Origin of the sequence: Pseudodesulfovibrio thermohalotolerans, from assembly GCF_021353295.2 — a bacterium.
Classification (GTDB): domain Bacteria; phylum Desulfobacterota; class Desulfovibrionia; order Desulfovibrionales; family Desulfovibrionaceae; genus Pseudodesulfovibrio; species Pseudodesulfovibrio thermohalotolerans.
In genome coordinates this window covers 3773823-3797444 of record NZ_CP120635.1, presented here as the reverse complement: position 1 = coordinate 3797444, position 23622 = coordinate 3773823, and the positions used below count along the sequence as shown (strand labels likewise).

22 protein-coding genes and 1 pseudogene are annotated in these 23622 nt (G+C 62.5%); 13 read left to right on the top strand and 10 right to left on the bottom strand.

Annotated elements, in window-relative coordinates:
• Positions 1-14 precede the first annotated feature (14 nt).
• The gene (locus LF599_RS17835; protein ID WP_269940376.1) at positions 15-1328 is read right to left on the bottom strand and encodes a cytochrome ubiquinol oxidase subunit I; all 1314 of its coding nucleotides are present in this window, start codon (positions 1326-1328) and stop codon (positions 15-17) included.
• A gap of 110 nt (positions 1329-1438) precedes the next feature.
• Entirely contained in the window at positions 1439-2767 is a 1329-nt protein-coding gene (locus tag LF599_RS17830) for an ATP-dependent 6-phosphofructokinase (RefSeq protein WP_279523121.1), read from the bottom strand.
• A gap of 223 nt (positions 2768-2990) precedes the next feature.
• On the opposite strand from LF599_RS17830, the gene LF599_RS17825 reads away from it, so the two are divergent.
• The 5 genes and pseudogenes from LF599_RS17825 (at position 2991) to LF599_RS17805 (ending at position 6652) form a co-directional block, all read left to right on the top strand.
• A complete protein-coding gene (locus tag LF599_RS17825; RefSeq protein ID WP_269940378.1) occupies positions 2991-3836 on the top strand; it encodes a zinc metalloprotease HtpX in 846 nt (281 codons plus the stop codon).
• 1 nt (position 3837) lies between these two features.
• Entirely contained in the window at positions 3838-5166 is a 1329-nt protein-coding gene (locus tag LF599_RS17820; protein ID WP_279521753.1) for a trypsin-like peptidase domain-containing protein, read from the top strand.
• 86 nt (positions 5167-5252) lie between these two features.
• Complete coding sequence (locus LF599_RS17815) at positions 5253-5846, top strand: class I SAM-dependent methyltransferase (protein ID WP_279521752.1); 594 nt, start codon at positions 5253-5255, stop codon at positions 5844-5846.
• A 356-nt stretch (positions 5847-6202) separates the two neighbouring features.
• Positions 6203-6442 (top strand): annotated as a pseudogene (locus LF599_RS17810) (IS1595 family transposase); the annotation flags it as partial.
• 54 nt (positions 6443-6496) lie between these two features.
• Positions 6497-6652, top strand: a complete 156-nt coding sequence (locus LF599_RS17805) for a DUF4113 domain-containing protein (protein ID WP_269941065.1) — start codon at positions 6497-6499, stop codon at positions 6650-6652.
• 162 nt (positions 6653-6814) lie between these two features.
• On the opposite strand, the gene LF599_RS17800 is transcribed toward LF599_RS17805, so the two are convergent.
• The gene (locus LF599_RS17800; protein ID WP_279521751.1) at positions 6815-7354 is read right to left on the bottom strand and encodes a hypothetical protein; all 540 of its coding nucleotides are present in this window, start codon (positions 7352-7354) and stop codon (positions 6815-6817) included.
• A gap of 295 nt (positions 7355-7649) precedes the next feature.
• Between LF599_RS17800 and LF599_RS17795 the strand changes: the two genes are divergently transcribed.
• From LF599_RS17795 to LF599_RS17775, 5 genes are all read left to right on the top strand, one after another.
• Positions 7650-8930: a hypothetical protein gene (locus LF599_RS17795; RefSeq protein WP_279521750.1), complete on the top strand. Its 1281-nt coding sequence runs from the start codon at positions 7650-7652 to the stop codon at positions 8928-8930.
• Positions 8931-8948: 18 nt separating this feature from the next.
• Positions 8949-10130, top strand: coding sequence for a THUMP domain-containing class I SAM-dependent RNA methyltransferase (locus LF599_RS17790; RefSeq protein WP_279521749.1), 1182 nt, complete (start codon positions 8949-8951; stop codon positions 10128-10130).
• 83 nt (positions 10131-10213) lie between these two features.
• Positions 10214-11098 carry a DMT family transporter gene (locus tag LF599_RS17785; RefSeq protein ID WP_279521748.1) on the top strand — a complete coding sequence of 295 codons (885 nt, stop codon included), beginning with the start codon at positions 10214-10216 and terminating at the stop codon, positions 11096-11098.
• A gap of 80 nt (positions 11099-11178) precedes the next feature.
• Complete coding sequence (locus LF599_RS17780) at positions 11179-11388, top strand: SlyX family protein (protein WP_269940384.1); 210 nt, start codon at positions 11179-11181, stop codon at positions 11386-11388.
• 8 nt (positions 11389-11396) lie between these two features.
• Positions 11397-11909: a cupin domain-containing protein gene (locus tag LF599_RS17775; protein WP_279521747.1), complete on the top strand. Its 513-nt coding sequence runs from the start codon at positions 11397-11399 to the stop codon at positions 11907-11909.
• A 79-nt stretch (positions 11910-11988) separates the two neighbouring features.
• Here the strand turns inward: LF599_RS17775 and LF599_RS17770 are convergent, their stop codons facing one another.
• The 6 genes from LF599_RS17770 to LF599_RS17745 form a co-directional block, all read right to left on the bottom strand.
• Complete coding sequence (locus tag LF599_RS17770; RefSeq protein WP_269940386.1) at positions 11989-12423, bottom strand: tail fiber assembly protein; 435 nt, start codon at positions 12421-12423, stop codon at positions 11989-11991.
• Positions 12424-12434: 11 nt separating this feature from the next.
• Entirely contained in the window at positions 12435-14222 is a 1788-nt protein-coding gene (locus tag LF599_RS17765) for a DUF7483 domain-containing protein (RefSeq protein ID WP_279521746.1), read from the bottom strand.
• Between the two features lie 2 nt (positions 14223-14224).
• Positions 14225-15220, bottom strand: coding sequence for a phage tail fiber protein (locus tag LF599_RS17760; RefSeq protein WP_279521745.1), 996 nt, complete (start codon positions 15218-15220; stop codon positions 14225-14227).
• Between the two features lie 2 nt (positions 15221-15222).
• Positions 15223-15699: a hypothetical protein gene (locus LF599_RS17755; protein ID WP_269940391.1), complete on the bottom strand. Its 477-nt coding sequence runs from the start codon at positions 15697-15699 to the stop codon at positions 15223-15225.
• A gap of 34 nt (positions 15700-15733) precedes the next feature.
• Positions 15734-17830, bottom strand: coding sequence for a hypothetical protein (locus LF599_RS17750; protein WP_279521744.1), 2097 nt, complete (start codon positions 17828-17830; stop codon positions 15734-15736).
• 407 nt (positions 17831-18237) lie between these two features.
• Positions 18238-18495: a hypothetical protein gene (locus LF599_RS17745; protein ID WP_269940393.1), complete on the bottom strand. Its 258-nt coding sequence runs from the start codon at positions 18493-18495 to the stop codon at positions 18238-18240.
• A gap of 182 nt (positions 18496-18677) precedes the next feature.
• Between LF599_RS17745 and LF599_RS17740 the strand changes: the two genes are divergently transcribed.
• Entirely contained in the window at positions 18678-20039 is a 1362-nt protein-coding gene (locus LF599_RS17740) for a protoporphyrinogen/coproporphyrinogen oxidase (RefSeq protein WP_279521743.1), read from the top strand.
• Positions 20040-20045: 6 nt separating this feature from the next.
• Positions 20046-21113 carry a M24 family metallopeptidase gene (locus LF599_RS17735; RefSeq protein WP_279521742.1) on the top strand — a complete coding sequence of 356 codons (1068 nt, stop codon included), beginning with the start codon at positions 20046-20048 and terminating at the stop codon, positions 21111-21113.
• Positions 21114-21311: 198 nt separating this feature from the next.
• Here the strand turns inward: LF599_RS17735 and LF599_RS17730 are convergent, their stop codons facing one another.
• A complete protein-coding gene (locus tag LF599_RS17730) occupies positions 21312-23195 on the bottom strand; it encodes a potassium transporter Kup (protein WP_279521741.1) in 1884 nt (627 codons plus the stop codon).
• A gap of 184 nt (positions 23196-23379) precedes the next feature.
• On the opposite strand from LF599_RS17730, the gene LF599_RS17725 reads away from it, so the two are divergent.
• The gene (locus tag LF599_RS17725) at positions 23380-23622 is read left to right on the top strand and encodes a hypothetical protein (protein WP_279521740.1); all 243 of its coding nucleotides are present in this window, start codon (positions 23380-23382) and stop codon (positions 23620-23622) included.

The window sequence follows — 23622 nt, the reverse complement described above, 5'->3', positions numbered from 1 at the left end:
TTTATTCGCTGAAGTTAGACCTGGATGGGCGAGTGGTCCTCGGGACCCTTCTTGGCCAGCTTGACCATCAGCCAGATGCCGATTGCGCCGAGCAGGGCGTAGAGCAGGGTCATGAGCACGAGTGTGAACCCGACTTCGGCGGTACCCACCGGAGAGACCGCGTCCGAGGTGCGCATGAGCCCGTACACGATCCACGGCTGGCGGCCTACCTCGGTGAGGGTCCAACCGGCCCAAATCGCGAGGTAGGGCAGCGGGATGCAGTAGGGCAGGACCTTGAGGAACATCGGGAACTTGTCCAGCCTGTTGCGCATCAGGAAGCCGAAGGCGGCAACCATGATGAACAGGGTGCCCAGGCCGACCATCAGCCGGAAGGAGAGGAAGGACAGGACCACGGGCGGCCGGTCTTCCTTGGGAATGTCGCTCAGTCCCGTCACTTCGGCGTTGAAGTCGTTGTAGGCCAGGAAACTTAGCACGCCGGGCAGGGGCAGGGCTTCGAACACGTTGCCGTCCTCGCCCGGGATGAGCAGGAGATACATGGGCGCCTGCCGTTGGGTTTCCCAATGGGATTCCATGGCCGCCAGCTTGGCGGGCTGTGTGTCGGACAGGTTGTTGCCGTGGATGTGGCCTTCGGCCGCGGTGAACAGGGCGAAGACCAGGGCCACGCTGATACCAATGTTGAAGGATTTCTGGAAGAAGTCGGTGTGGCTCTTGCGCATCAGGTGCCACGCGGAGATGCCGACGATGAAGAAGCCGGCCAGGAGCAGGGAAGCCGGGATCACATGGAAGAATTCGAGCCACGCGTACTTGTTGGTGATGACCGCGAAGAAGTCGGTCAACTCGGCCCGTCCGTTGCGCAGGGTGTAGCCCACGGGATTCTGCATGAAGCCGTTGGCGATGAGAATCCAGATGGCGGACAGGTTGGACGCGCCCGCAACGAGCCAGGCCACGATGGCGTGGGCCTTGGGCGAGAGCTTGTCCCAGCCGAAGTGCCAGACGCCGATGAAGGTGGACTCAAGGAAGAACGCGGCGGTGGCCTCGATGGCCAGCAGCGAGCCGAAGATGTCGCCCACGTAGGCGGAGTATCGGGACCAGTTGGTTCCGAACTGGAATTCCAGAGTGATGCCGGTGACCACGCCCAATGCGAAGTTCACCAGGAAGAGTTTTCCCCAGAATTTGGCCATTTTCCTGTACGTCTCGTTGCCGGTGCGCACATAGGCCGTTTCCATGCACGCGATGAGGACGGACAGTCCCAACGTCAGCGGCACGAAAATGAAGTGAAACATGGTGGCTGCGGCGAATTGCAACCGTGAAAGCATCAGCACATCCATACAAACCCCCTTGTGGATATTGCCAGGTCATACCTCGAACCGATAATTATCAACATTCAAAGATGCATACAACCGTCAACTGAACAAATCAAGAATAATTATTGTTCACATTAACCGTTTTTCATGGAAACGGGCTGTCCCGTGGATTCGAGCACGGCCCGCCAGTAGTTCGAACAGGTGTTGATGCTCTTCTTGCCCTTGATGACCACGCTCATGGGAATGTGCACGTAGCGGCCGTTCCAGCGCGAGATGACCAGGCCGGTTCGGCCGGACATGCCCGCATGCACGGCGTGGATGCCCAGGAACGAGCAGTAGATGCGGTCGTTGGCGTTGGCCGGGACCGAACGAATGATGTAGCTCGGGTCGATGTACTTGAGCGTCGTCTCGATACCCTGTTTCGCGAAATGTTCGTGGATTTCCTTCTTGAGCAGGGAAGCGATGTCGCTCAACTGGACGTTGCCCGAGGCGTCTTCCTTGCCGGTTGCCTCCAGCAGGTCCTGCCCGGCGCCCTCCGCAACCACGATGACCGCGTTGCCGCGCTGTTTCATGCGACCGTCCAGGGCCGCCAGGAAACCGTTTTCGCCGTGGATGTCGAACGGCTCCTCGGGGATGAGGCAGAAATTCACCTCCTGGCAGGACAGGGCGCTCTGGGCCGCGATGAAGCCCGCGCTGCGGCCCATGACCTTGACCAGGCCGATGCCCCATGGCGCGCCCGTGGCCTCAACGTGCGCCCCCTTGATGGCCATGGCCGCGGTTTCCACCGAGGTATCGAAGCCGAAGGAGGGGGAGACGTAGTTGATGTCGTTGTCGATGGTCTTCGGCAGGCCGACCACGGAGATGGACAACCCGCGCTTCCCGATTTCGGCAACTACCTTGGAGGCCGCGCGCATGGTCCCGTCGCCGCCGATCATGAAAAGGATGGAGACATTCATGCGCTCCAGCGCGTCCACGATGACCTCGGGGTCCTGGGGTCCGCGCGAGGAGCCCAGCACCGTGCCGCCGAACTCGTGGATGCGCGAGACGAAGTCCGGGGTCAGCTCGATGACGTCGTAGCCCTGCTCGGGCACGAATCCGGCCAGGCCGTACTGGATGCCGAGCACGGACGGGACCTTGTATTCGTGGTGGGCGGCCATGACGATGGCCCGGATGACGTCGTTCAGGCCGGGGCACAGGCCGCCGCAGGTGACAATCGCGCACTTGGTCTTGCTCGGGTCGTAGTATATCTTGTCCCTGGGACCGGCGGGTTCGAAATAGATGTGCTCGGGCTTTTTGCGGCTCTTGGCGGTCCCTTCCACGCTACGGCGGGTGATGTTCACCAGCACGGCGTTGTCTTCTTCGACAAAGCGGCCGAATTTGATGGGATTGGCTATCTTGGCGACGCCGACGGTGGAAATTTCGGTTGTTTTGGGCGCGCCGCCCTCGGAATTACATGCTTTCATGGTCTCGACCTCGCGGATTCTACAGTGGGCCATTGCCCTATCGTAGTATAACGATTTTGCCGGGTGGGCAAACTGTATCTGCGTTTTTTCTCAGTACCATAACAATAAATAACGGGATCGGCGGTCTCGTCCGCGCGGGGAGTCGCAAAGGCTTGACCTTTGTGGCCGAATTCCTATCTATTGTAATTCGCAACCATGATCGATGTCGGAGGAGAGAACCATTATGACCAGCCAGATAAAAACCCTGCTGCTCCTGAGCCTGCTGACCGGCCTGCTGATGGCCCTGGGCGGGGCCCTGGGCGGCCGTGCGGGCCTGTTCCTGGCGTTCGGCTTCGCCATGCTCATGAACGTGGGCAGTTATTGGTATTCGGACAAGATCGTCCTGCGCATGTACAAGGCGCAGCCCCTGTCGCCCGGCGACGCCCCGCACATCCATCGGGTGGTTGAGGAGATGGCCCGGGCCGCGGGCATCCCCAAACCCCGTATCGTGCTCGTTCCCCAGGACGCGCCCAACGCGTTCGCCACGGGCCGCAACCCGCAGAACGCCGTGGTCGCCGTGACCCGTGGCATCGTCAATATCCTCGACCCCGACGAACTCAAGGGCGTGCTCGCCCACGAACTCGGGCACATCGTCAACCGCGACATCCTCATCCAGACCATTGCCGCGGTTTTGGCCGGGGCCATCGTGTTCATCGCCAACATCCTCCAGTGGACGGCCATTTTCGGCGGCGGTTCCCGTGATGACGAAGGGGGCAACCCGCTGGCTGCTTTGGCCATGGCCTTTCTCGCGCCTGTCGCCGCCACCCTGATCCAGATGGCCATTTCCCGGTCCCGCGAATACCTGGCCGATTCCACGGGTGCGAAGCTTTCCAACCCGAACGATCTGGCCGATGCGCTGGCCAAGCTCGACGCCGCCTCGAAGCAGGTGCCGCTCCAGGGCAATCCGGTCACGGAGAATCTGTTTATCGTCAACCCGTTCAGCGGCCGCAGGGCGGCATCCCTGTTCGCCACCCACCCTCCCATCGAGGACCGCATCGCGCGCCTTCGGGAGATGGCCCAAGGCAGGTAGCATGAAGCGATATCTTTCCCTTTTTCCGCTTTTCCTTCTCTTTTTCGTTTTCGTCTCGGTTCCGGCCTTTTCCGCGGACCGCCGTACCCCCGTGGTCCGCGCCGTTCAGGCCGTCAGCCCCTCGGTGGTCAACATCACTGTCACCTCCGTTGCCCGAGGCGGAGGGCGTTCGCCTTTCGGCGATCCATTTTTCGATCAATTCTTCAACGAGTTCTACGGACAGCAGCCGCGCCAGTCCCGAAGCCTCGGCTCGGGCGTAATCATCGACGGTGAAAAGGGGCTGGTTCTGACCAACGCTCATGTCGTTGCCTCGGGCGGGGAAATTGCGGTTCGCCTCAAGGACGGCCGCGAGTTCAAGGCCGATCTGGTTGGCTCGGACTCCGACTTCGACCTGGCCGTGCTCAAGCTTGAGGACGGCGGAGGGTTGCCCCAGGTCTCCATGGGCGACTCGGATGGCATCTACATCGGCGAGACCGTCATCGCCATCGGCAACCCCTTCGGCTATTCCAACACCGTGACCACGGGCGTGGTCTCCGCTCTGAACCGGCCCATGAAGACACGCGGCGGGGCTTTCGGCAGCTTTATCCAGACGGACGCGGCCATCAATCCCGGCAACTCCGGCGGTCCGCTCCTGAACATCAACGGCGAACTCGTCGGCATCAATACGGCCATCCAGGCCCGGGCCGAGGGCATCGGTTTCGCCATTCCCATCAACAAGGCCAAGCACGTCATCGCCGAGCTGCTCGACTCCGGTCACGTGTCGCCCATCTGGCTCGGCCTGTTCGGCCAGGATGTGGACCAGGCCGTCGCCCGTTATTTCGACCTCAAGAATCTCAACGGAATGCTTGTCACCGAGGTCCATCCCGGCACCCCGGCGGCGGCAGCGTCCCTCAAGCCCGGCGATGTTGTTCTGGGCTTCAACGGCCGGATAGTCGCCAACAAGAGCGACTACCTGAACCGGCTGGGCAATGTGACCAAATCCGAATCCGTCGTCCTGGATGTCCTGCGCGACGGGAAGCGGAGCCGCCTCGACCTCAGGCCCCAGGTTCTTGACAAGGACATGGCCCTGGACCTCGTGCGCAGCCGCTGGGGCTTCGGTCTTGCGGACAGGGCCTCCGGACCCGGCGCGGCAGTGACCGGCGTGGTTCCCGGTTCCGCCGCCGCCAAGCTCGGTCTCAAGCAGGGCGACATCATCCACCAGATCGGCAACCGCAGCCTGGCAACGGGCGCGGACCTGCTCAACGCCTTTCTGCGAAATCGAATGCAGAAGACGGTCATGATGCGCGTCCAGCGCGGGCGCAATCTCTACACCGTCCGGCTGACCCTTTAGCAAGGAGTTTTCCCATCCCGGACCCTAGACGTTATTGGACCGACAAATGTGCGGCCAAGCACTTCACCACTCCGTTTCAACTCGATGTGTTCACCGAGTATGTTCCCGACCGGAACGCTCGCATCCTGGATTTCGGCTGCGGTTATGGCCGTGTCATGGCCCAATTGGCCGAGGCGGGTTACACCGCCCTGACCGGGATCGATTTTTCCGAGCCGCTTGTCCGGCGCGGCCGCGAGGAACATCCGGGGCTTGATTTGGCCGCCTATCCGGGCGGCCCCCTGCCTTACGCCGACAACAGCTTTGACGCCGCCGTCATGCTCGCGGTTTTCACCTGTATGCCGGATACCGCCGCCCAGGCAGGCGCTCTCCTTGAGCTGAAGCGTGTCCTCAGGCCCGGTGGTGTGCTGTACGTCAATGACTTCCTGCTCAACCGCGACCGCCGCAACCTCGACCGATACCAGCTTGGTCAGGAAAAATACGGCATCTATGGCATTTTCGACGTGGATGACGGCGGCACACTTCGCCATCACGACCGGGATCATATGGAGGCGCTTTTTTTCGACTTCCATACCCTTGTGTTTGAAGAGGCTGTCTACGACACCATGCACGGGCATTTGTCGAACGGCTTCTACGCCGTGTTGAGAATGCCGGACTGGGAAGAGAGGTCGCCGGGAGCGTAGGCGCAGGCCCGGACGCAGACGGAGGAAGAATGCATGCCTCCGGCGGGCCTACCGGCGGTCTCCTTCGGAGAGACCAGGGCGCTGCCCTAGACCCGGCAGGGAGCAAAGCCCCCTGCACCCCCATTGCCCTCGCTTCGCTCGGGTAGGTGCGGCTGAAAAGTCGGGACCGAACGACTATTGCCGTGCCGATGTGCGAATCGGGCGGGAAAAACGGACCGGACAATGCGCCTCTTCGCGCGACGCCTTCCGCCGTTTTCCCCGTCCGATTCGCGTTTTTTTTGAAGAGAAAGACAACGTTCATTTTTCATAGTGTTTGGGGCTGTACCAGATAACTCCTCTGGGTTATCGGTATGGCAATGCGAAAAAGTCGCTTGAGTCAGAACAAGCAGCTCCGTCTGATCGAGCATTTCGTGGCTGGCACCACTGCCCGCTGTGCTGCTGATCTGGTTGGGGTGAACGTCAAAACAGCCGCTTTTTACTTTCACCGGCTCAGGGAAATCATAGCCGAAGAAAAGGCCTGTGAAGGGATGGACTTTGGCGAATTTGAAGTCGATGAAAGCTACTTCGGAGGGAAGCGGAAGGGCAAACGAGGCCGCTGGCTCAACCTCCTCGCCCTGCCCCCTGCGCACCGGCCGCACGACGGCCCGCTCATGCGCGCCGTGGACGACGTCAACACGCGATGGGAACGCGACACCGTGTCCTTCGCGGCCTCGGGCATCAAACAAAAATGGCGAATGAAACGCGAAATGCGCTCGCCCCGGTACACCACGGTCTGGGAGGAAATACTGACCGTTCAGGCCAAATAGGGACTAAAGGAAGGGGAAAAAAACCAAACGAGCCACGGCAAAACCACTTCGCTGAAGACGACTGAAAAAGTTTCAGAGAGTCCGGCGCGCCTTTTCAAAGGACGCTTCGGCGGTTTCGGGCAGCGCTCAGGCCAAAGGCCACGACCGCGCAGGCCTGCGCCATCAATCCAGCGAGACTTCGGACTCGGCGGCCTGGACCAGATCGGGGCTGGCGGCCATAGCGGTCTTGAAGGTCAGGTCTTGGGGATTCGGGTTGGCGCGCAGGAATGCCATGCGGCGCAGTTCCAGACGTTGGAACTGGACCCGGCGTTGACCGAGCAGATTTTCGATGCGCTTGCGGCGGGCCTCTTCGGACAGGGCGGGATTCCCGGCGGAGGGAGCAGCCTCAGCAGTCATGACCGGCGCTACGGGCCCGGCGATCTCGGGACGGAGGTAGTCCGGCAGATCAAATGCCTCGCCGCTGACGATGGCGTGGTAGTTGCCCTCGATAACCTCGTCGGGCGTCTTGTCGTTGGCCGCATACTCGTAGGAGAACGAACCGATGGTGTAGGCGGTGGACACGTATTGCAGGGGCGCATAGGCGAGCCCGCCCACGCTCAACAGCGGCGCGACCACGGCGCAACCAAACAGCGGTCCGGCGGCGGACAACATGAAGCAGAAAAAAACCGCTTTTACGAGTGGGATGGACACGACCTTTTGCATGGACTCTCCAGTCTCTTTACGCGCAACCAGGAATTGGCAAGACCCGCCAATATTAAACCATTTCCATTCAATGAACAATATTTTCAAAAAATATTAAAGTGTTAACAAAATCATCCCACATAAGTAGAGATAACATAATCATTTCAAGAAATTGTCTAGAAAAATCAAAAGCGACGGGATAAGGCGGTTTTATAAGCACGGGAAAGCCGTCGTTGGAAATCATTGAAAAAAACCGAAGGGAAGGGGCCTCGGCCGCCTTTACCTGGCGTGCCCAAAAAGGTAACTGACGGAGCGTATGGTACAGGAACAGCCCAAGAAACGGACCCGATCCAGGCTGGCGGCGGTGCCCCTGGCGTTGGCCTGCGCGGCGGTGCCTCTGGGAACCCTGCTCTCGCGGTTCGCCGGTCCCGGCCCGGAAAGCTCCCCGTTCCTGCCCTGGCTGCTCCTGGCGGCCCTGGGCACGGTGCACGCCATTCTCTTCCGGCGGTCCGGGGAACGCCTGCGGCCCCGCTTTTTCCTGGAATTGGGCATGTTCGCCGTCCTCTGCTCCATCGCGGTCCTCTATCACAAGGACATCCTCCGCCAACTGGCGGCCATCACGCCCGTAATTCCCGAGTTGGTCCCGGCCGTCATGCTCTGCTTCTGCTGGCTTTGGGTCATCACCTTCGGCCTGCCCGACCGGGCGGATTTCCAGCGGTTCGGCGCGGTGCTCGGATTGCTCTGCGCGCTCGACCTCGGCGTGGAGGCGTTCATCTACCGGGCCGCGCCTTCGTTGCGCTGGATCGGAAACGCCGACCTGCTGGCGGGCCTGCTCCTCATCTGTCTGTGCGCCTCGCTCCGGCCCGGACCCGCCGACAACGGACTGTACGAGCCCGACCAGGGCGCGCCGATCTACCGCGCGCTGATCCTGGCGGGCATCCTGGCCACCCTGTCACGCACCGGGCTGTTCGCGGCCGGATGGATATATCTCTGTTTCGGCAGGGGGGGACGCTGGTACCGCACTTCCGTGTTCCTGGCCTGCTTCGCGGCCCTGACCGTCACCTTCCGGCTGCCGATCACGCCCTCGGACCTGAGCCGGTACGTGGACTACTGGCTTTGGGCCAAGTCCCTGTCCCTGTTCGCGCAGAACCCACTCATCCTGCTCACCGGACTGCCGCTGGACCACGCCTTGCCCTTCACCTTCCCGCCCGAGATGATTCCCGTCTGGGAACGGGTCACGGGGTCGCCAACCCTGTTCGGCGCGCACCTTTCCCAGGTGCCGTCCTTCTGGCTGCGGCTAACCCTGGGCTGGGGAGCCGTACTGCCCGCCGTCTGCCTGATCGGGCTGTTCACGCTGGTTTTCCGGCGGCTGACGCGTATGGGCGCGGGACTGGCCGCCGTTCTTTTTGTCCAGGGCGTCTCCACGCCCCTGTTCTACGAGCCGTCCACGGGCGCGGTGGCGGGGCTGGCCCTGTTCCTCGCCCTGTCCCCGACCCAGAGCCGACCCGGCGTGAACAAAAGACGCCCATCCGGGCGGTCCGACACCCCCCAACCCGAAGACGACCCGGCAGACGAGTGGGACATGCGCCCTCTCTAGCCCTGGTCCGAGACCATCATGACAAAATTTTCCGACACTGCCCCCATTCTTGTCACCTGCCCCAGGGACATGCCCGAATACCTCCAGGCCGAACTGGCCGGATTGGGCTACGAACAATCCACTCCCCTCGACGCCGGGGTTGAGGTTCGAGGCTCCCTGGCCGACTGCATGAGCCTCAACCTGTGGGTTCGCACGGGCCACCGGGTGCTTTTCGAATTGAAGCGGTTCCGCGCCTTTGATGCGGACGAGCTGTATCGCGAAGCCAAGGCCATTCCGTGGGAGGAATACATCCCGGTCGACAGCCATTTCCGGGTGGACGCGTCCGTCCGCGACACCACGGTCAACGATTCGCGGTTCGCCGGACTGCGGGTCAAGGACGCGGTAGCCGACCGCTTCATGGAACTTTTCAAGGTGCGCCCGGACTCCGGCCCGGACACGCACGGTGTCTGCCTGTTCCTGCACTGGCGCGAAAACCGGGCGACGCTCTATCTGGACACCACGGGCGAACCGCTGCCCAGACGCGGCTACCGCAAGCGGCCGCACAAGGCCCCCATGCAGGAGACCCTGGCCGCGGCCTGCATCCTGGCTTCCAACTGGCCCGAAACCGCCCGGCGGGGCGGGCACTTCATCGCGCCCATGTGCGGCTCGGGCACCCTGCCCATCGAGGCCGCGCTCATGGCCATGAACGGCGCTCCGGGGCTGTTGCGCGACGAGTTCGCCTTCATGCACATCAAAGGCTACGAGCCGGACGCGTGGGACGAACTGCTCGGCGCGGCCGAAGACGCGGAGATTCCCGAGATAAAGGGCCGGATCATCGCGACGGACCACGACCCGGAAGCCATCGAGGCGGCCCGGGACAACGCCCGCCTGGCCGGGGTGGGCGACTTCATCGAGTTCGCCGTCTGCGACTTCACTGAAACCGAGGTCCCGGAAGGCCCGGGCGTGGTCATGCTCAACCCGGAATACGGCAAGCGGCTTGGGGACATGAACATGCTCAAGGATGTGTACCGGGGGATCGGCGACTTCTTCAAGCAGCGGTGCGGCGGCAAGACCGGCTACATCTTCACCGGCAACATGGACCTGGCAAAATGCGTGGGGTTGCGCACCCGGCGGCGGCGCGTCTTCTGGAACGCGAAAATTGAATGCCGACTGCTGGAATACGAGCTTTACGCCGGGACGAAAAAAGGCGGCAGCGCCTAGCTTCCCGCCCTTTTGGCCAAGACGGGGAACCCCACGGCCGGGGGGTGGATAATTTGAAGTATCAGGCGTATACACTGCCGACGATGAAACACTCTCTGAGCTACACCTACATCCTGCTCGTGCTGAGCATGATGCTCTGGGGCGGCACCTGGGTAGCCGGGCGCGTCCTGGCCCAGTCCGTGCATCCCATGACCGCCGCCGTGCTGCGCTTCGGACTGGCCTCGCTTATTCTGCTGTTCATGTGCTGGCGGGCCGACGGGCGACTGCCGAGGCTCAAGCGCGACCAGATTCTGCCGGTGACCTTCCTGGGCGCGACAGGCGTGTTCGCCTACAGCCATTTCTTCTTTACCGGGCTCCAGTCCATCCCGGCCGGGCGGGCCGCGCTCATAGTGGCCTGCACTCCGGTGTGCATCGCCGCCATCTCCGCCCTGTTCTACGGGGAGAAATTCGGCCCGCTGCGCGTCGCCGGGGCGATCCTCTCGCTGGTTGGCGTGTCCATAGTCATTGCCGACGGCGACCCGATCGCCCTTCTGGCCGGAGGCGTGAGCCGGGGAGACTTCATGATTCTCGGGTGCGTGGCCAGCTGGACCGCCTACACCTTGGGCGGCCGATCCGTCATGAAACGACTGCCGCCGCTGACCTCGGTGGCCTGGTCAAGCTTCACCGGCACGCTCATGCTCCTGCCATTCGCCCTGTTCCAGGGGCTCGCTGAGGACCTCGTCCGTCTCCGTCCCGTGGACTGGGGATGCGTCGTTTTTCTGGGCTTTTTGGCCACGGCCCTGGCCTATTACTGGTACTACCGGGCCATCAACGTCATCGGCGCGTCCAGAGCGGGCATCTTCATCAACATGGTCCCGGCCTTTGCGGTCATCACCGGCTTTCTGCTCCTGGATGAACCCATCCACCTCTCCCTGGCCGTGGGCGGCTGCATGATTCTCAGCGGCGTCTACCTGACCAACCGAAGCTGACCCCGCCGGGCGGCCGAAGTCCTCGGCCATTGCCTTCCCCTGGCCCATGACGCATACTCGGTCCCCCAAAGGAGGATCACATGGACGACAAGATCGAACGGCTGGAGAGCCTTATAGCCCTCCAGGACCGGACCATGGAAAAACTGAGCGACCAGATCTTCGACCAGCAAAAGCAGATCGACGGTCTCAAGCGGCTGGTCGAACGGCTGGCCCAAAAGGTCCGCAACATGGACGAGGAAATGGAAAACGGCGGGCCGATCGACGTGCCGCCGCCGCATTACAACGGGTAGGAGACGGCATGAGCGCACCCAACGCCCGAGAGATCATTGAACGGCTCGGCCTGACCCCGCACCCCGAGGAAGGCGGCTGGTTCCTGGAGACCCACCGGGCCGACGAGAGCCTTCCCCGGGAGGTTCTGCCGGGCCGCTATGACGGGCCCCGCGCCTTGGGCACGGCGATCTACTATCTGCTCACGCCCGACACCTATTCGCACATGCATCGGCTCCAATCCGACGAAATATTCCATTTCTACGCCGGAGGCCCGTGCGAAATGCTCCAGCTCCACCCGGACGGGTCCGGCCAACGGCTCGTCCTGGGCAACGACGTCATGGCCGGGCAACACCCCCAGATCGTTGTGCCGCGCAATTCCTGGCAGGGGTTGCGCCTGCTGCCGGGCGCGGACTTCGCCCTCATGGGCTGCACCGTGGCCCCGGGTTTCGAATACGTCGACTACGCCCACGGCAGCCGAAGCGAACTGATCGCCTCCCATCCCGAATTCCGAGAACAGATCATCCGCCTGACCGCCGAATAGAAAAAGGGCGCGCCTCCGCAAGGAAACGCGCCCCAAGTCCAGGCGGGATGCCTGGAACGAGTGTATGGTTTGGCGACGCCTAGGCCGTCACGCTCTCCGGCCACTCCACGGAGCCGGGGAACCCGCCCTGCTGCGGCACGTCGCGCAACGCCTGGCGGAAGACGGCCCAGCCGCTCTTTTCCGCTTCGTCCAGGGGCGCGTCCGCGAGCTGGGTCCAGTCGCTTTCGGCCAGCCGCCGGTCGCGCTCGGCCCTGACTTCGAGGGCCTCGGCCTCGGCCTTTGCCGCCTCGTCAACGGTCACGCTCACGGCCGCCTCCCTGTAAATCAGGTCCCCGCCCCTGGCCCACTCGGTTTCATAGTCCGTGTACGGCTCGCGCTTGAGCGGCATGGCTTCATTGTAGCCGATCTCGTCGCGCCGGGCGGCGTCAAGGTCCGCGAAGTCACGCATATAGCCGCCGTATTCAACTCTGGCCGGGGGATTCTGCCGATAGGTTCCGTCCGGGTATCTCCACATTGTTCGCCTCCTTACAAAGCGTTCCTGTATTTGTGTTGCGTAGTAAAAACGAGATATATCACCTGATGTCCCGAGCCGTTCAAGGCTATGGACGTTCCGCTCGCTCTCAAGCCGTTGGATGTAGTCCACAAGGTTACGTTGGACATGGTCGCTTCCGCATTCGAGCCATCCCACCGCAAATACGTGCTCAGCTCGCTCGCCGGATTCTGAATGGCATTGAATTCAATCCACGATCTTTCGGTATAGTTTACGTTCTTGCCGAAGAACACGTTCTCGGGCTTGCCGCCGGTATAGCCGTAGGGCCCGTTGGCCCCGCCGCTGCCTATCCAGGAAAACGCGGAAAACACGTCGGAATCGGCAAAGCAGTAGGCGACGTAGGATTCTCCGACCTTGTTGAAGTAGGTCGGCGTGTTCTCGGGGACAAACCCGTCCGCCGACACGTCGTAAAACCTGTTCGCCATGCTTGAGACGCGGTTGTTCGTGTCAAGGCATACAAACTTACCGAGGCCGAGATCCTTGTGGTACACACTCCAGCCCCCGTTTGTTTGCGGGCACTTCATCATGATGACCGACGCAGGCCGCCCCCCAAGATCGTAGGGAATGAATCTGGCGGTGGTTCCGTCGCCGTCCCACTTGACGACATCAAACCCGATTTTCGGGCTGGCCTTGATCGCGATATCTCGAAACTCCACGCCTTCTGCGTTAACCACAGCGGAAGAGCCGAGGTTGTAGCCGTCAACATTGAACGACATCAGCGACTGCTCGTCCGCAGTCTCGACAGCGGCGACGTCGGGCGTCACATACCGTGCCGCGCCTCGTTCCGAGTCGAACACGGCATGATGCGTCGCCGTTGAACGCGCCTTGATGAATACGGCGTCCGGCCGAAAGCCGAGGGCGATGGACGTCTCCGTACCCGTGCCGGTTCTGAGGACCGTCGCAAGGTATTTGCCGGTGTCGAGAACGGCCGGTTCCGGCAGGCTGGCGTCGCACAGCGGCTTTTCATCGTCGACGGGACCTGCGCCCTCCCACGCGGCGGCCCCGAAATTGTAGGTCCCGGCAGTCAGCACCGGATCAAATCGGCCGTTTGCGTCGGCATCGTACGAGACGCCCTCGCCGTTCCTTTCGTAGTACCACTTCCCTGACGCAGGCCGCAGCGTGACCTTGGCGTCGCCCGAGGCGGTCAGATTGCCGCCCGACAGCGCGCCCGTTGTCCCGTTGTCCAGCGGGTTCAGGGTGCAGAAGTTGTTCGTCGGGGTGTCCAGAGACTGAACGGCGTCCGTCAGCGTCCAGCCGTTGCCGTTGCCCGACGCATCGCGCCCGAGGTTCGCCGCGTCGGAGAAGTCGAGCAAGATATGCAGGGGAAGCCCGGAAATACCAATGGGGACCCATAGCCCGGGCGCGGCCGGAACCTGTTTGAAAAAGGCCGACGGCTCCCTAAGTTCCTCGACAATGGCCAACCGGGAATAATACCCGGCCGTGGTCCCGGCGTAGGCGGTCAACGCCTCGGACACCAACTCGGCGTAGGTGGCGGCCGACGTGGCATAGCCGCCCAGCTCCACGCCCTGCTTAAGTACCGAAACCGCGTCTCCTTCCTTACGAATGGTCAACAAATAGTGATGGGTCGGGTCGCAAAGCGGCTTGCCCACATTCACGGCGGTCGGCTTCCATCCCAGGGCGATGGTGGCGTTGACCGCTGGTTCGCCTGTGGACGAGAAACCGGCCTCGCAAAGAGCGGAGTGCTCCAACCGGATCGGATAGGCGAAACCGCCGCCCGAACCCGTTTCCTTGGGGGTCAGCATGGTCACGCCTCCATGTTCTGCAGGGACACGATGGTCTTGCGCGAGTTGAACTGCTCCACGGCGATACGGATTTCTCCAGCCGCGGGGTTGATGGGCGGCAACTGCCCGTCGAGCTTGTAGCTCGCGGCCAGAACCAGATCATGGCCGAGGGGATAGACATGGAAGACATAGGTTCCGTCATAGGGCAGGACCACGTCGCTGAACTGGCTCGCGCCGGTCAGGGACCAGGTGACGTGGTTGCGGACCACGACCAGCCCGGCGAGGCTTCGGCCTTCGTGGGACTGGGCCTCATCGCCGTACACGGCCTTGAGCAGCCCCGGCGAGCAGGACCTGAGAATCTCCGCATCCACGGGCTCGGCCCCGATGGCGGCCAATATTTCCGTCTCCTCCTCGCACCCGGCCACGGTCAGACCCGCCGCACCGAAGCCGAGGTTGAACAGGGCCTCGGTGGGATTGTCCGCGTCGGTGCCGCCCTGGCTGATGGGCACGGGCGTGGTGATGGCCCCGAGGGTCATCACGTCCTTGTTTACAAGGTTGCTACCGGCGCTGTTCCAGCCGAGCATCCGATCCGGGTCCGGCTTGGGCAGGTTGACGCCGCTCACGGCGGTGGAGACGCGGAACGTCAGAGCGCGGTCCAGCTTTTCGGCCAGGGCCTGGCAAATCATGGTCAGCTTGTCCAGGGCGGCCTCGTGCGTGGCCGCGGGAAAGGCGTCGTTCTCCACATAGTCCACCTCCTGGACCATGTCCGGCTCACGGCGGATAACCAGTGTCTGGCCGGACTCGGGCGGTTGGACAACGGAACAGACGCCGCCCGCCTGTTCGCCAGCCCCGGTGAGGCCGTAATCGGTGCCCTCGGACATGACCCATTCCACGCCGTGGGCGTCAACAAGCAGAACGTCGATGTCGTCGTTGCGCAGGAACATGAACGGAATGGCGAAGGCCGCCGTGGAGCCGTTGCCCGCGTAAAGGATTTTTGTCTCGGTGGATGAAACGGTCACGGCTAATTCCTCCCGTAAATTTTGGAGCCCTGGGACAAGATGGACCGCGAAGGCGACCCTCCGTCGGCAATGCGCATCATGTTCGCCTGCTTGTTTGCGGCGCGCAGCCTTGACCGGGCGTTCATCTCGCCCTCGAACAGGGCGTCCTCCTCTTCCTGCCGGTCCTGAAGGCGCTTCGCATCCCGAATGAGCGCCTTTGACCCGGACATGGCCAGGTTGGAGCCGCCCCAGCGGGCACCCGCCTCGCCGCGCGCCTGCTCCCGGGTTTCCCTGATTTCGTCGGCGTCCTGCTTGGTCCGCCGCCTCAGGTCCTGGGCTTCGCCCGCCGCATCCGTCTCGATGAGCGCGGCCCGGTTTTCCGCCTCCGAATTGCCGCTCTTTTCAGCGGTCCGGTCGCCCAGGAAGTCCGTTACGTCCTTGAACAGGTCCAATCCCTGCTGGAGCGTCTGCATGGACTGCGTGGAAGCATTGGTTCCCATGGTTATCCTCTCTTTATGGTTATGGTTTTCCCGGTTATTCATTAATAACGAGTTGGGGCACGATCATGAGCACCGACATGGGCAGGGGCTGTTCCTGCACGATGGTGAGCAGCCCGTCGCGATCCCATCCCTTGGGGAAATTGACGATCTTGTCGCCGCTGAACGGCTCCGGCGCCTGCCCCATGGGCGTGGACGGAGACCGAAAATAGACCGGCTCCAGACGCGCCTCGTCCGGGCCGATGAGTCCGCCGAGGGTTTCGTAAAACCGGGCGGCGACCTTGGTGATGCGTTTCTTCTTGGTCTGCGCGGTGCCACGCTGGCTGCCCGCGTCCAAACGCATGGGCTGGAGCACGGAACGATAGGGAAGCCCGACGTGAATGGCCGAAGCGGGCCGATCCAGCGTCAGGGAACCGTCCGCGGCCACGGTCCGGTCGGCCTGGACGGCCCCGTCCGCCAGCACGGAAACGGTCCGTCCGGCCAGATGGGAAAGGCCGGTTACGGTGTCCGTGGGCTCTCCGCGATAGGTCAGCCCGCTGTCCACGAAAAAGGCGTTTTTGATGTCTCCGTCGAACGGAGCTTCCAGATACTCGATGAACCGGCGCGGCTCGCCGTTCACCATGCGGACCACGGATATCCACAGCTCGTCGCGCTTGTCGGCATCGTTGTAGACCGAGGCGGCCTTCTCCACCACGCCGTCGGTGACGATCCGCGACCAGGCCGCCACCTCCTGATCCGGCACGTAGGTCAGGGCGACCATCCCCCCGTCCCCGCGCACGCAGTAAAGGACGGAGTCCGGCTCCTGAACGAAGGCGAGCTGGGTCAGCCCCCCCTCGGAGATGTGCTCGGAGAGCAGGGTCAAGTCCCGGGAGACATAGGCGTCCGATTCGAAGCGGTAGGACATCTCGCGAATCTTGCGCCCGGCCCGCTGGATATACAGGGTGGCGAACCCCACGCTCTCGGGCCGGGTGGAAGAGGCTCCGCTCGTCCCTTCCTGGGAGGCCTTGACGTTGTCGGGCGTCAGCGGGTCGCTGGACGAGGCGCTCAATGTCCATTCCCCGCCCGCCGTGCCTATCCAAAGGACGCGCCGGGGTACGATGAACTCGATGCCGTTGGCCTGACGGCCCGATAACGTGACCTCCACGGCGTCGTCGCCGAGGGGCTCCTCTCCGGCCGGGGCGTCGGTCCTGTCGCCCACCTCGAAGCAATCCCAGGCCGCGCCGTTCAACTCCCCTTCCCCGTTCCAGATCGCCTCGATCTGATTGCCCGAGGGCTCGGCGGCAAAGCCGACCGATATCTTCGCGGTGATGGCCGTAAAATTCCTTTCGCCCTTGTAGCGGTAATAGCGCGTGGAACCGTCCGGGTGCTGGCCCTTGAGCGCGTCCCTCGCCTCGAAGCCGGAACCGGCCTGAATGGTTATGGTGTCCCCGGCCTTGCCGTCGCGCACCCCGTCGCTGTTGCCGTCCCCGATCTCCAGGTCACGCCAACCGCTCATGGGCACTTCGCGGGTCTTCAGACGGAAATCCCGGAAATCGCCGGTACGCGAAAGCCACAGTGTGGCCGGGCGGGATCGCGTCGAGGCCAGGACCAGCCGCTGCTCGAAGAAGCACACGTCGGAAGGATAGTCGCCCTCGCTCCAGGCCTCGGGCCGCCCGAGGAATTCCATGGCCTCGATGGTCCATTCGGCGTGGTCCACGCGGGTCATCTCGCGCGGCGGGTGGTCCGGATGCACCAGTATGAGCTTGTTGTCCGACTGTGCGTAGCGCAGCTTGTCGAACTCGTTTGCCGTATAAGGAATATCCAGAATGTATGGCGTTCCGTCGGACAGAACCATGCCGTGGCCGGAAAAGACGCGCATGAGTCCCTGCCCGGACGGGTCCTCGGCAAATTCGAGCATATAGGTCTGCTCGGCGTTGTACTCGAAGGGGATGAGCAGGACCGGCTTGTCCTGGCTGAGGGACTCGGCCACGAACCGGAAGCCCGGCCGCCGCGACGCTCCGCCGTGGGGATGGACATGGAAATTCCGCAAGGTGCGGCACCCGTTGAAATACTTGGACAGATCGGTCCGGCCCTCCAGCCGGGGCGAAATCTCGCCCGCCGTGAAGTTCGTGATGGCAGGGGTTGCTATGCTCATGTGTCGTCGGCTCCTTGTTTTTCGGGGGACCGCCCCGTGATTGCGAAGAAGCATAGCCCCGGTTTCCCGGCCGGGAGGAAATCGGGTACCGAGCGGAGCCATGAGGCATAAAAAAACAGCTTGACGGAAGGGCGGGGCGGAAGAGTGCGGACGGGCTGCAATGAACTATTTTTTTATTCCATGAAAACAGCCTATTATAAATATCAACTCATGGCCGAAAACACCCGGCGGAGTCCCCTTCGGTAGAGAATGACCCTTGATAGGGCATCAAATGACAAGCAAAAGCAAACGGAGGGTGCGCGGTGCCGCGCCATGCGTTGCGCCAAAACGGAAAAAAAGCGAAAGCGCCTGCATTCCCGGTAGGTTCCGGGAATGCAGGCGCTTGTCACGCCGTATGTCGGCCTGTCCTAGTTGGTCACGGCCGGCATGGAGGATCGCCCGTCCTTTTCCCGGTTCAGGCGAATGACCTGGGTGGTGAAGGTGGTCTCGTTGGGCACGCAGTTGGGGCACCCTTCCGAAATAATCACACACCGCTCATCCAGGGTGGACGGATCGATCTTGGCCAGTTTGAGGAGTTTGGTGGTCATGCCGCGCTTCCAGAGGACAGGCTGGCCGCAACGGTGACATTCCACATACAACAGTTCCGGATCGAATTTTCTGGTCATGAATTCAAGGTAAGCCCCTGCCCCGGGATTGGCAAGTGGGACCCGCCCATGGCGGCCATAATCCACCCGGTCGGCAACTTTCCTTTTCCCCCGGCGTTTTGACAAGCAGGGCCCGGGCTGGCACCAAACTTGATACGGTTCCACGACCGGAAAGAACTTCCTCACGCGAAAGAAGGCGCACTGTGAAAACGAAATATCTCATTATCGGCGCGGGCCCCACGGGCCTGGGCGCGGCCCACCGGCTCCGGGAACTCGGCGAGAACGACTTCCTCGTGCTCGAACGCAACGCCTACGCGGGAGGGCTGGCCGCCAGCTTCAAGGACCACAAGGGCTTCACCTGGGACATCGGCGGCCACGTGGTCTTCTCCCACTACGACTACTTCGACCGGCTCATGGATTCGCTGCTCGGCGACGAGCGTCTTGAGCACCAGCGCGAATCATGGGTCCGCTCCAACGGGACCTGGGTGCCCTATCCGTTCCAGAACAACATCCGCCATCTGCCCAAGCAGGCCCGGTGGGATTGCGTGGAGGGCCTGCTGCCGGGCAACCGGCCGGAGACCCGGCCCGGCAACTTCGGCCAGTGGATCGAGGCCGTGTTCGGCCGGGGCATAGCCCGCCACTTCATGAACCCGTATAATTTCAAGGTCTGGGCCACCCCGCCTGAACTCATGCAATACGGCTGGATCGGCGAACGGGTCTCGGTCGTGGACCTGAAATCGGTCCTGCGCAACATCGTGCTGGAACGCGACGACGTGGCCTGGGGGCCGAACAACACCTTCAAATTTCCGCTCCACGGCGGTACGGGCGAAATTTTCCGGCGGCTGGCCGACCGCATGGCGGACCGCATCCAATACGGCCAGGCCGTGAGCCGCATCGACGCCCGAGCCAAAACCGCGTCCACGGAACAGGGGTTGACCGTGGAATACGAAACCCTGCTCAACACCGCGCCCCTGGACATCCTCGCCAGGGATTGGCTCACCGAACCGGCCGACGCCTTCACCGACGCCGCCGACCGGCTGACGCACAACTCGGTCTACGTGGCCGGAGTGGGACTCGACGCCGAGCCCGACGCAACTCCCGACTCCCGCTGCTGGATGTATTTCCCGGAGGATGACGCGCCCTTCTATCGGGTGACCAACTTCCACAACTACTCGCCCAACAACACGGCCCGCCCGGGCAAACAAACGGCCTTCATGTGCGAGACGTCGTTCTCCGCGCACAAGCCGGAAAACGTCCATGAATTAATGGACCGCACGGTGCAGGGTCTGATAAACAATTCCCTGTTGCGCGGGGAAAGGATGAAGGACATCCTTACCCGCTGGGAGATCGCCGTGGACTACGGCTATCCCGTGCCGTGCCTTGAACGCGACGGCGCGCTCCGCATCCTGCAACCGGGCCTGGAAGCCCTGGGCATCCACTCCCGCGGCCGCTTCGGCGGCTGGAAATACGAGGTCTCCAACATGGATCACTCGGTCATGCAGGGCGTGGAATGGGCCGAGCGTATGGTCGTCGGCACTCCCGAGAAAACCTACACACTGGATTAGGACATCATGGACAAATCCTTTTTCGAAAAACGTCGCGTGGCCCTCAAGAGCGAAATGCACGCCCGCGGCCTGTCCGCCATGCTCGTGTCGCTGGCGGCCAATCGGTACTACCTCAGCGGCTTCGAGCTGCATGACGCCCAGTGCAACGAATCGTCCGGCTGGCTCGTGGTCACCGAAGGCGACGACTACCTGTTCACCGACCCCCGCTACCTGGACGCCGCCCGGCAGGTCTGGGACGAGAGCAAACTCTGCATCTACGCCGCACGCAAGCACAAGGAAGTCGCGGACTTCCTCAAAGGCCGCGGCGTAACCGCCATGGGCTTCGAACCCAAGGCCCTGCACCTGTTCGACTACGACAAGCTGTCCGAGGAATTCGCCCTCATCCCCACGGACAACATCGTCGAATCCCTGAGGATCATCAAGGACGAGGACGAAATCCGACGCATGGACGATTCCATGCGCCTCAACCACGAGCTGTTCGAATACATCGAAGGCGAGCTCATCCCCGGCCGCTCCGAAAAGGAAATAGCCTGGCTGGTGGAAAAATTCTTCCGTGAGCACGGTGCCCAGGGACTGGCCTTCTCGACCATCGTCGGCGTCGGCCCCAACGCGGCCCTGCCCCACTGCATCCCCGGCGATACCCTCCTGCGTGAAAACGACATGGTTCTCATCGACACCGGATGCAGGCTGCACGACTACAACTCCGACCAGACCCGGACCTTCTGGGTGGGCGACAAGCAGTCCGACCGCTTCCGCAAGACCATGGACCAGGTACGCGCCGCCCAATCCGCGGCCATCGACATCATCCGTCCGGGCCTCTCCTGCGTGGAAGCCTACAGGGCCGCCTACGCCGTCTTCGAAAAGGACGGAGTGGAAGCCATGTTCACCCACGGCCTGGGACACGGCGTCGGCCTGGAAACCCACGAGCCGCCCTCCCTCTCCCGAGTGGGCCAGGGCGAACTCGCACCCGGCATGGTCGTCACCGTCGAGCCCGGCCTCTACGACCCCAGCTGGGGCGGCATCCGCTGGGAATACCAGGTGCTCGTCACCGAAGACGGCTGCCGCGTCATGTAACGCCGCGCCGGTCCGATACAACGACACAAGGCGCGCCCCCGCAACGGGGGCGCGCCTTTCTTGTTTTTCGCGCCTTCCCCGGCCCCCCATCCCCTCATTTTCCCAAACTTTTTATGCCGCCTTCAGCAGGTTGGACGAAGAGAAGGGCCATTCCCATATTTTGCCGTCAAACGGATCGTGAAACGTCCCAACGTCAGGTCATATCTCCAGCCGGGCTCCGACTTCGATGACCTGGTTGGCGGGGATGTTGAAGAAGGAGGCCGGGTCCATGCCGTTTCGGGCCAAAAAGCGGTAGAGATTGGAACGCCAGCGGCTCATGGCTGGCGATGGGCCCACGGTCAGCTTTTCGCGGCCGAGGAAGAAACTGGCCCTGTCGATATCCAGGTCCACCCCCTTGTCGCGGCACAGGGAGAAAATGACGTCCACAGTGGGACTTTCCATATAACCGAAATGGGCGATGACGCGCTGGATGCCCGAGCCGAACCGCTCCACCTCGATTTTCTCGAAGTTGGGCACGCGGGGAATCTGCTCGGTGCGGATGTTGAGGAAATAGACCTCCGAGTGAAGGACCATGTTATGGCGCAGGTTCTGAATCATGGCCACGGGCACGGTATTGTGGCTGCGGGTCAGGAACACGGCCTGACCCGGAACGCGCCTGGGCGGCGCGTCCGCTATTTCCGACAAAAATCCTTCCAGGGGCCGGGTCAGCCCCCGGGCCCGCTCGGCCAGAATCTCCCCGCCCCGCTCCCAGGTAAGCATGACGCCCAGGATAAGCAGGGCGATGACCAGCGGAAACCACGCGCCATGGGTGATCTTGGTCATGTTGGCGGCGAAAAAGGAGAAGTCCACGGTAAGGAACAGTCCCGTGACCAGAACAACGACGGGCAGCTTCCATTTCCATTGATTGCGCATGACGAAATAAAACAGGGTGGCGGTAACAAGCATACTGGCCGTGACGGCCACGCCGTAGGCTGCGGCCAGCTTGCTGGAAGTCCGGAACCCCAAGACCAGGCCCACGGTGCAGATCATGAGCAGCCAGTTGACCGGGGCCACGTAGATCTGGCCCATGTGCGAGGCAGAGGTGTGCTCGACGCGCAGCCTGGGCAGGTAGCCCAACTGCACCGCCTGCGAAGTCAGGGAAAAGGCCCCGGTGATGACCGCCTGAGAGGCCACGATGGTGGCCATAGTTGCGAGCCCTACCATGGGAATGATCCCCCATTGCGGCACAATGGCGTAAAACGGATGGTAGGCGTCCCCGGGAACGGCCAGCAGATGCGCCCCCTGCCCGAAATAATTGAGCAGCAGGGCGGGCAGGGCCACGAGGAACCAGGTCAGCCGGATGGGGCGGCGGCCGAAGTGGCCCAGGTCCGCATAGATGGCCTCGGCTCCGGTGGCCACCAGAAAAACCGCGCCCAGAACAACGAACCCGTGGAGCTTGTTTGCCAGGAGGAAATGCAGACCGTGCCAGGGAGAAACGGCGACGAGCACGCCGGGATTCCGGACCACCTGATTCAGACCGATAAGGGCCAGACAGGTCATCCAGGCCAGGATGACCGGCCCGAACAGGGTGCCGACACGGGCGGTGCCGTGGTGCTGCAACAAAAACAGGCCTATAAGAATGGTCAGGGTGATGTGCAGGACATACGGTTTGAACAGGGGCGTGACGAGCCCCAGTCCCTCCACCGCGCTCAGGACCGAAATAGCCGGGGTTATCATGCCGTCGCCGTAGAGCAGGCAGGCCGCGAACAGCCCGATCACGACCAGGAACCATGCCCGTCTGGTCATGTGCTCCCGGCGCGGCCGGACAAGGGTGGTCAGGGCGAGAACCCCGCCTTCCCCATCGTGGTCGGCGCGCAGGACCATGGTCAGATACTTGAAGGACACGATGAGCATCAGGGTCCAGAAGATCAGGGACAGGACGCCCAGCACATTCTCCGGGCTGACCGCGATGCCGTATTCGCCGTGAAAGCATTCGCGCAGGGCGTACAGGGGGCTGGTGCCGATATCGCCGAAGACCACGCCCATGGCGGCCAGGGAAAGAGCCGCCAACCGCTTGCCGGTTGGATGTTCGGTGGTTGCCATGAGAACTCCCGTGTCTGTGGCCGAGCCGTGGGTTCAGGACCTTCCGGCCGCACCATACCGCCATATTCCTTTGGATGTCACCCCGCATTCGGCCGTAAGGCCCGGACAATACGGGTCTTGACCGGCAAGCCGCGCTCTGTCATCACTTTGAATGACGCAATGAAAACCTCCCGGGGGTGGAGCCATGAGCAAGAAAGTTCGCAGCGTCCGCGTGCCCAAGGAATTGGAAACCCTCAACCTTTCCGGTATGATTCGGGAATGCGAGAATCACCTGCGTGATCTCGAATCAGCCACCCTGCTCAAACGGCAGGGCAATCGGGAGGCGGCCGAGGCGCTCATGAAGACGCGCCAGGCCGATCTGGGCCGAAAAATCGGAAAACTGGTCTGGGAGGCCCGAGTACATTATGGAAAATCCAAAGAGGATTGA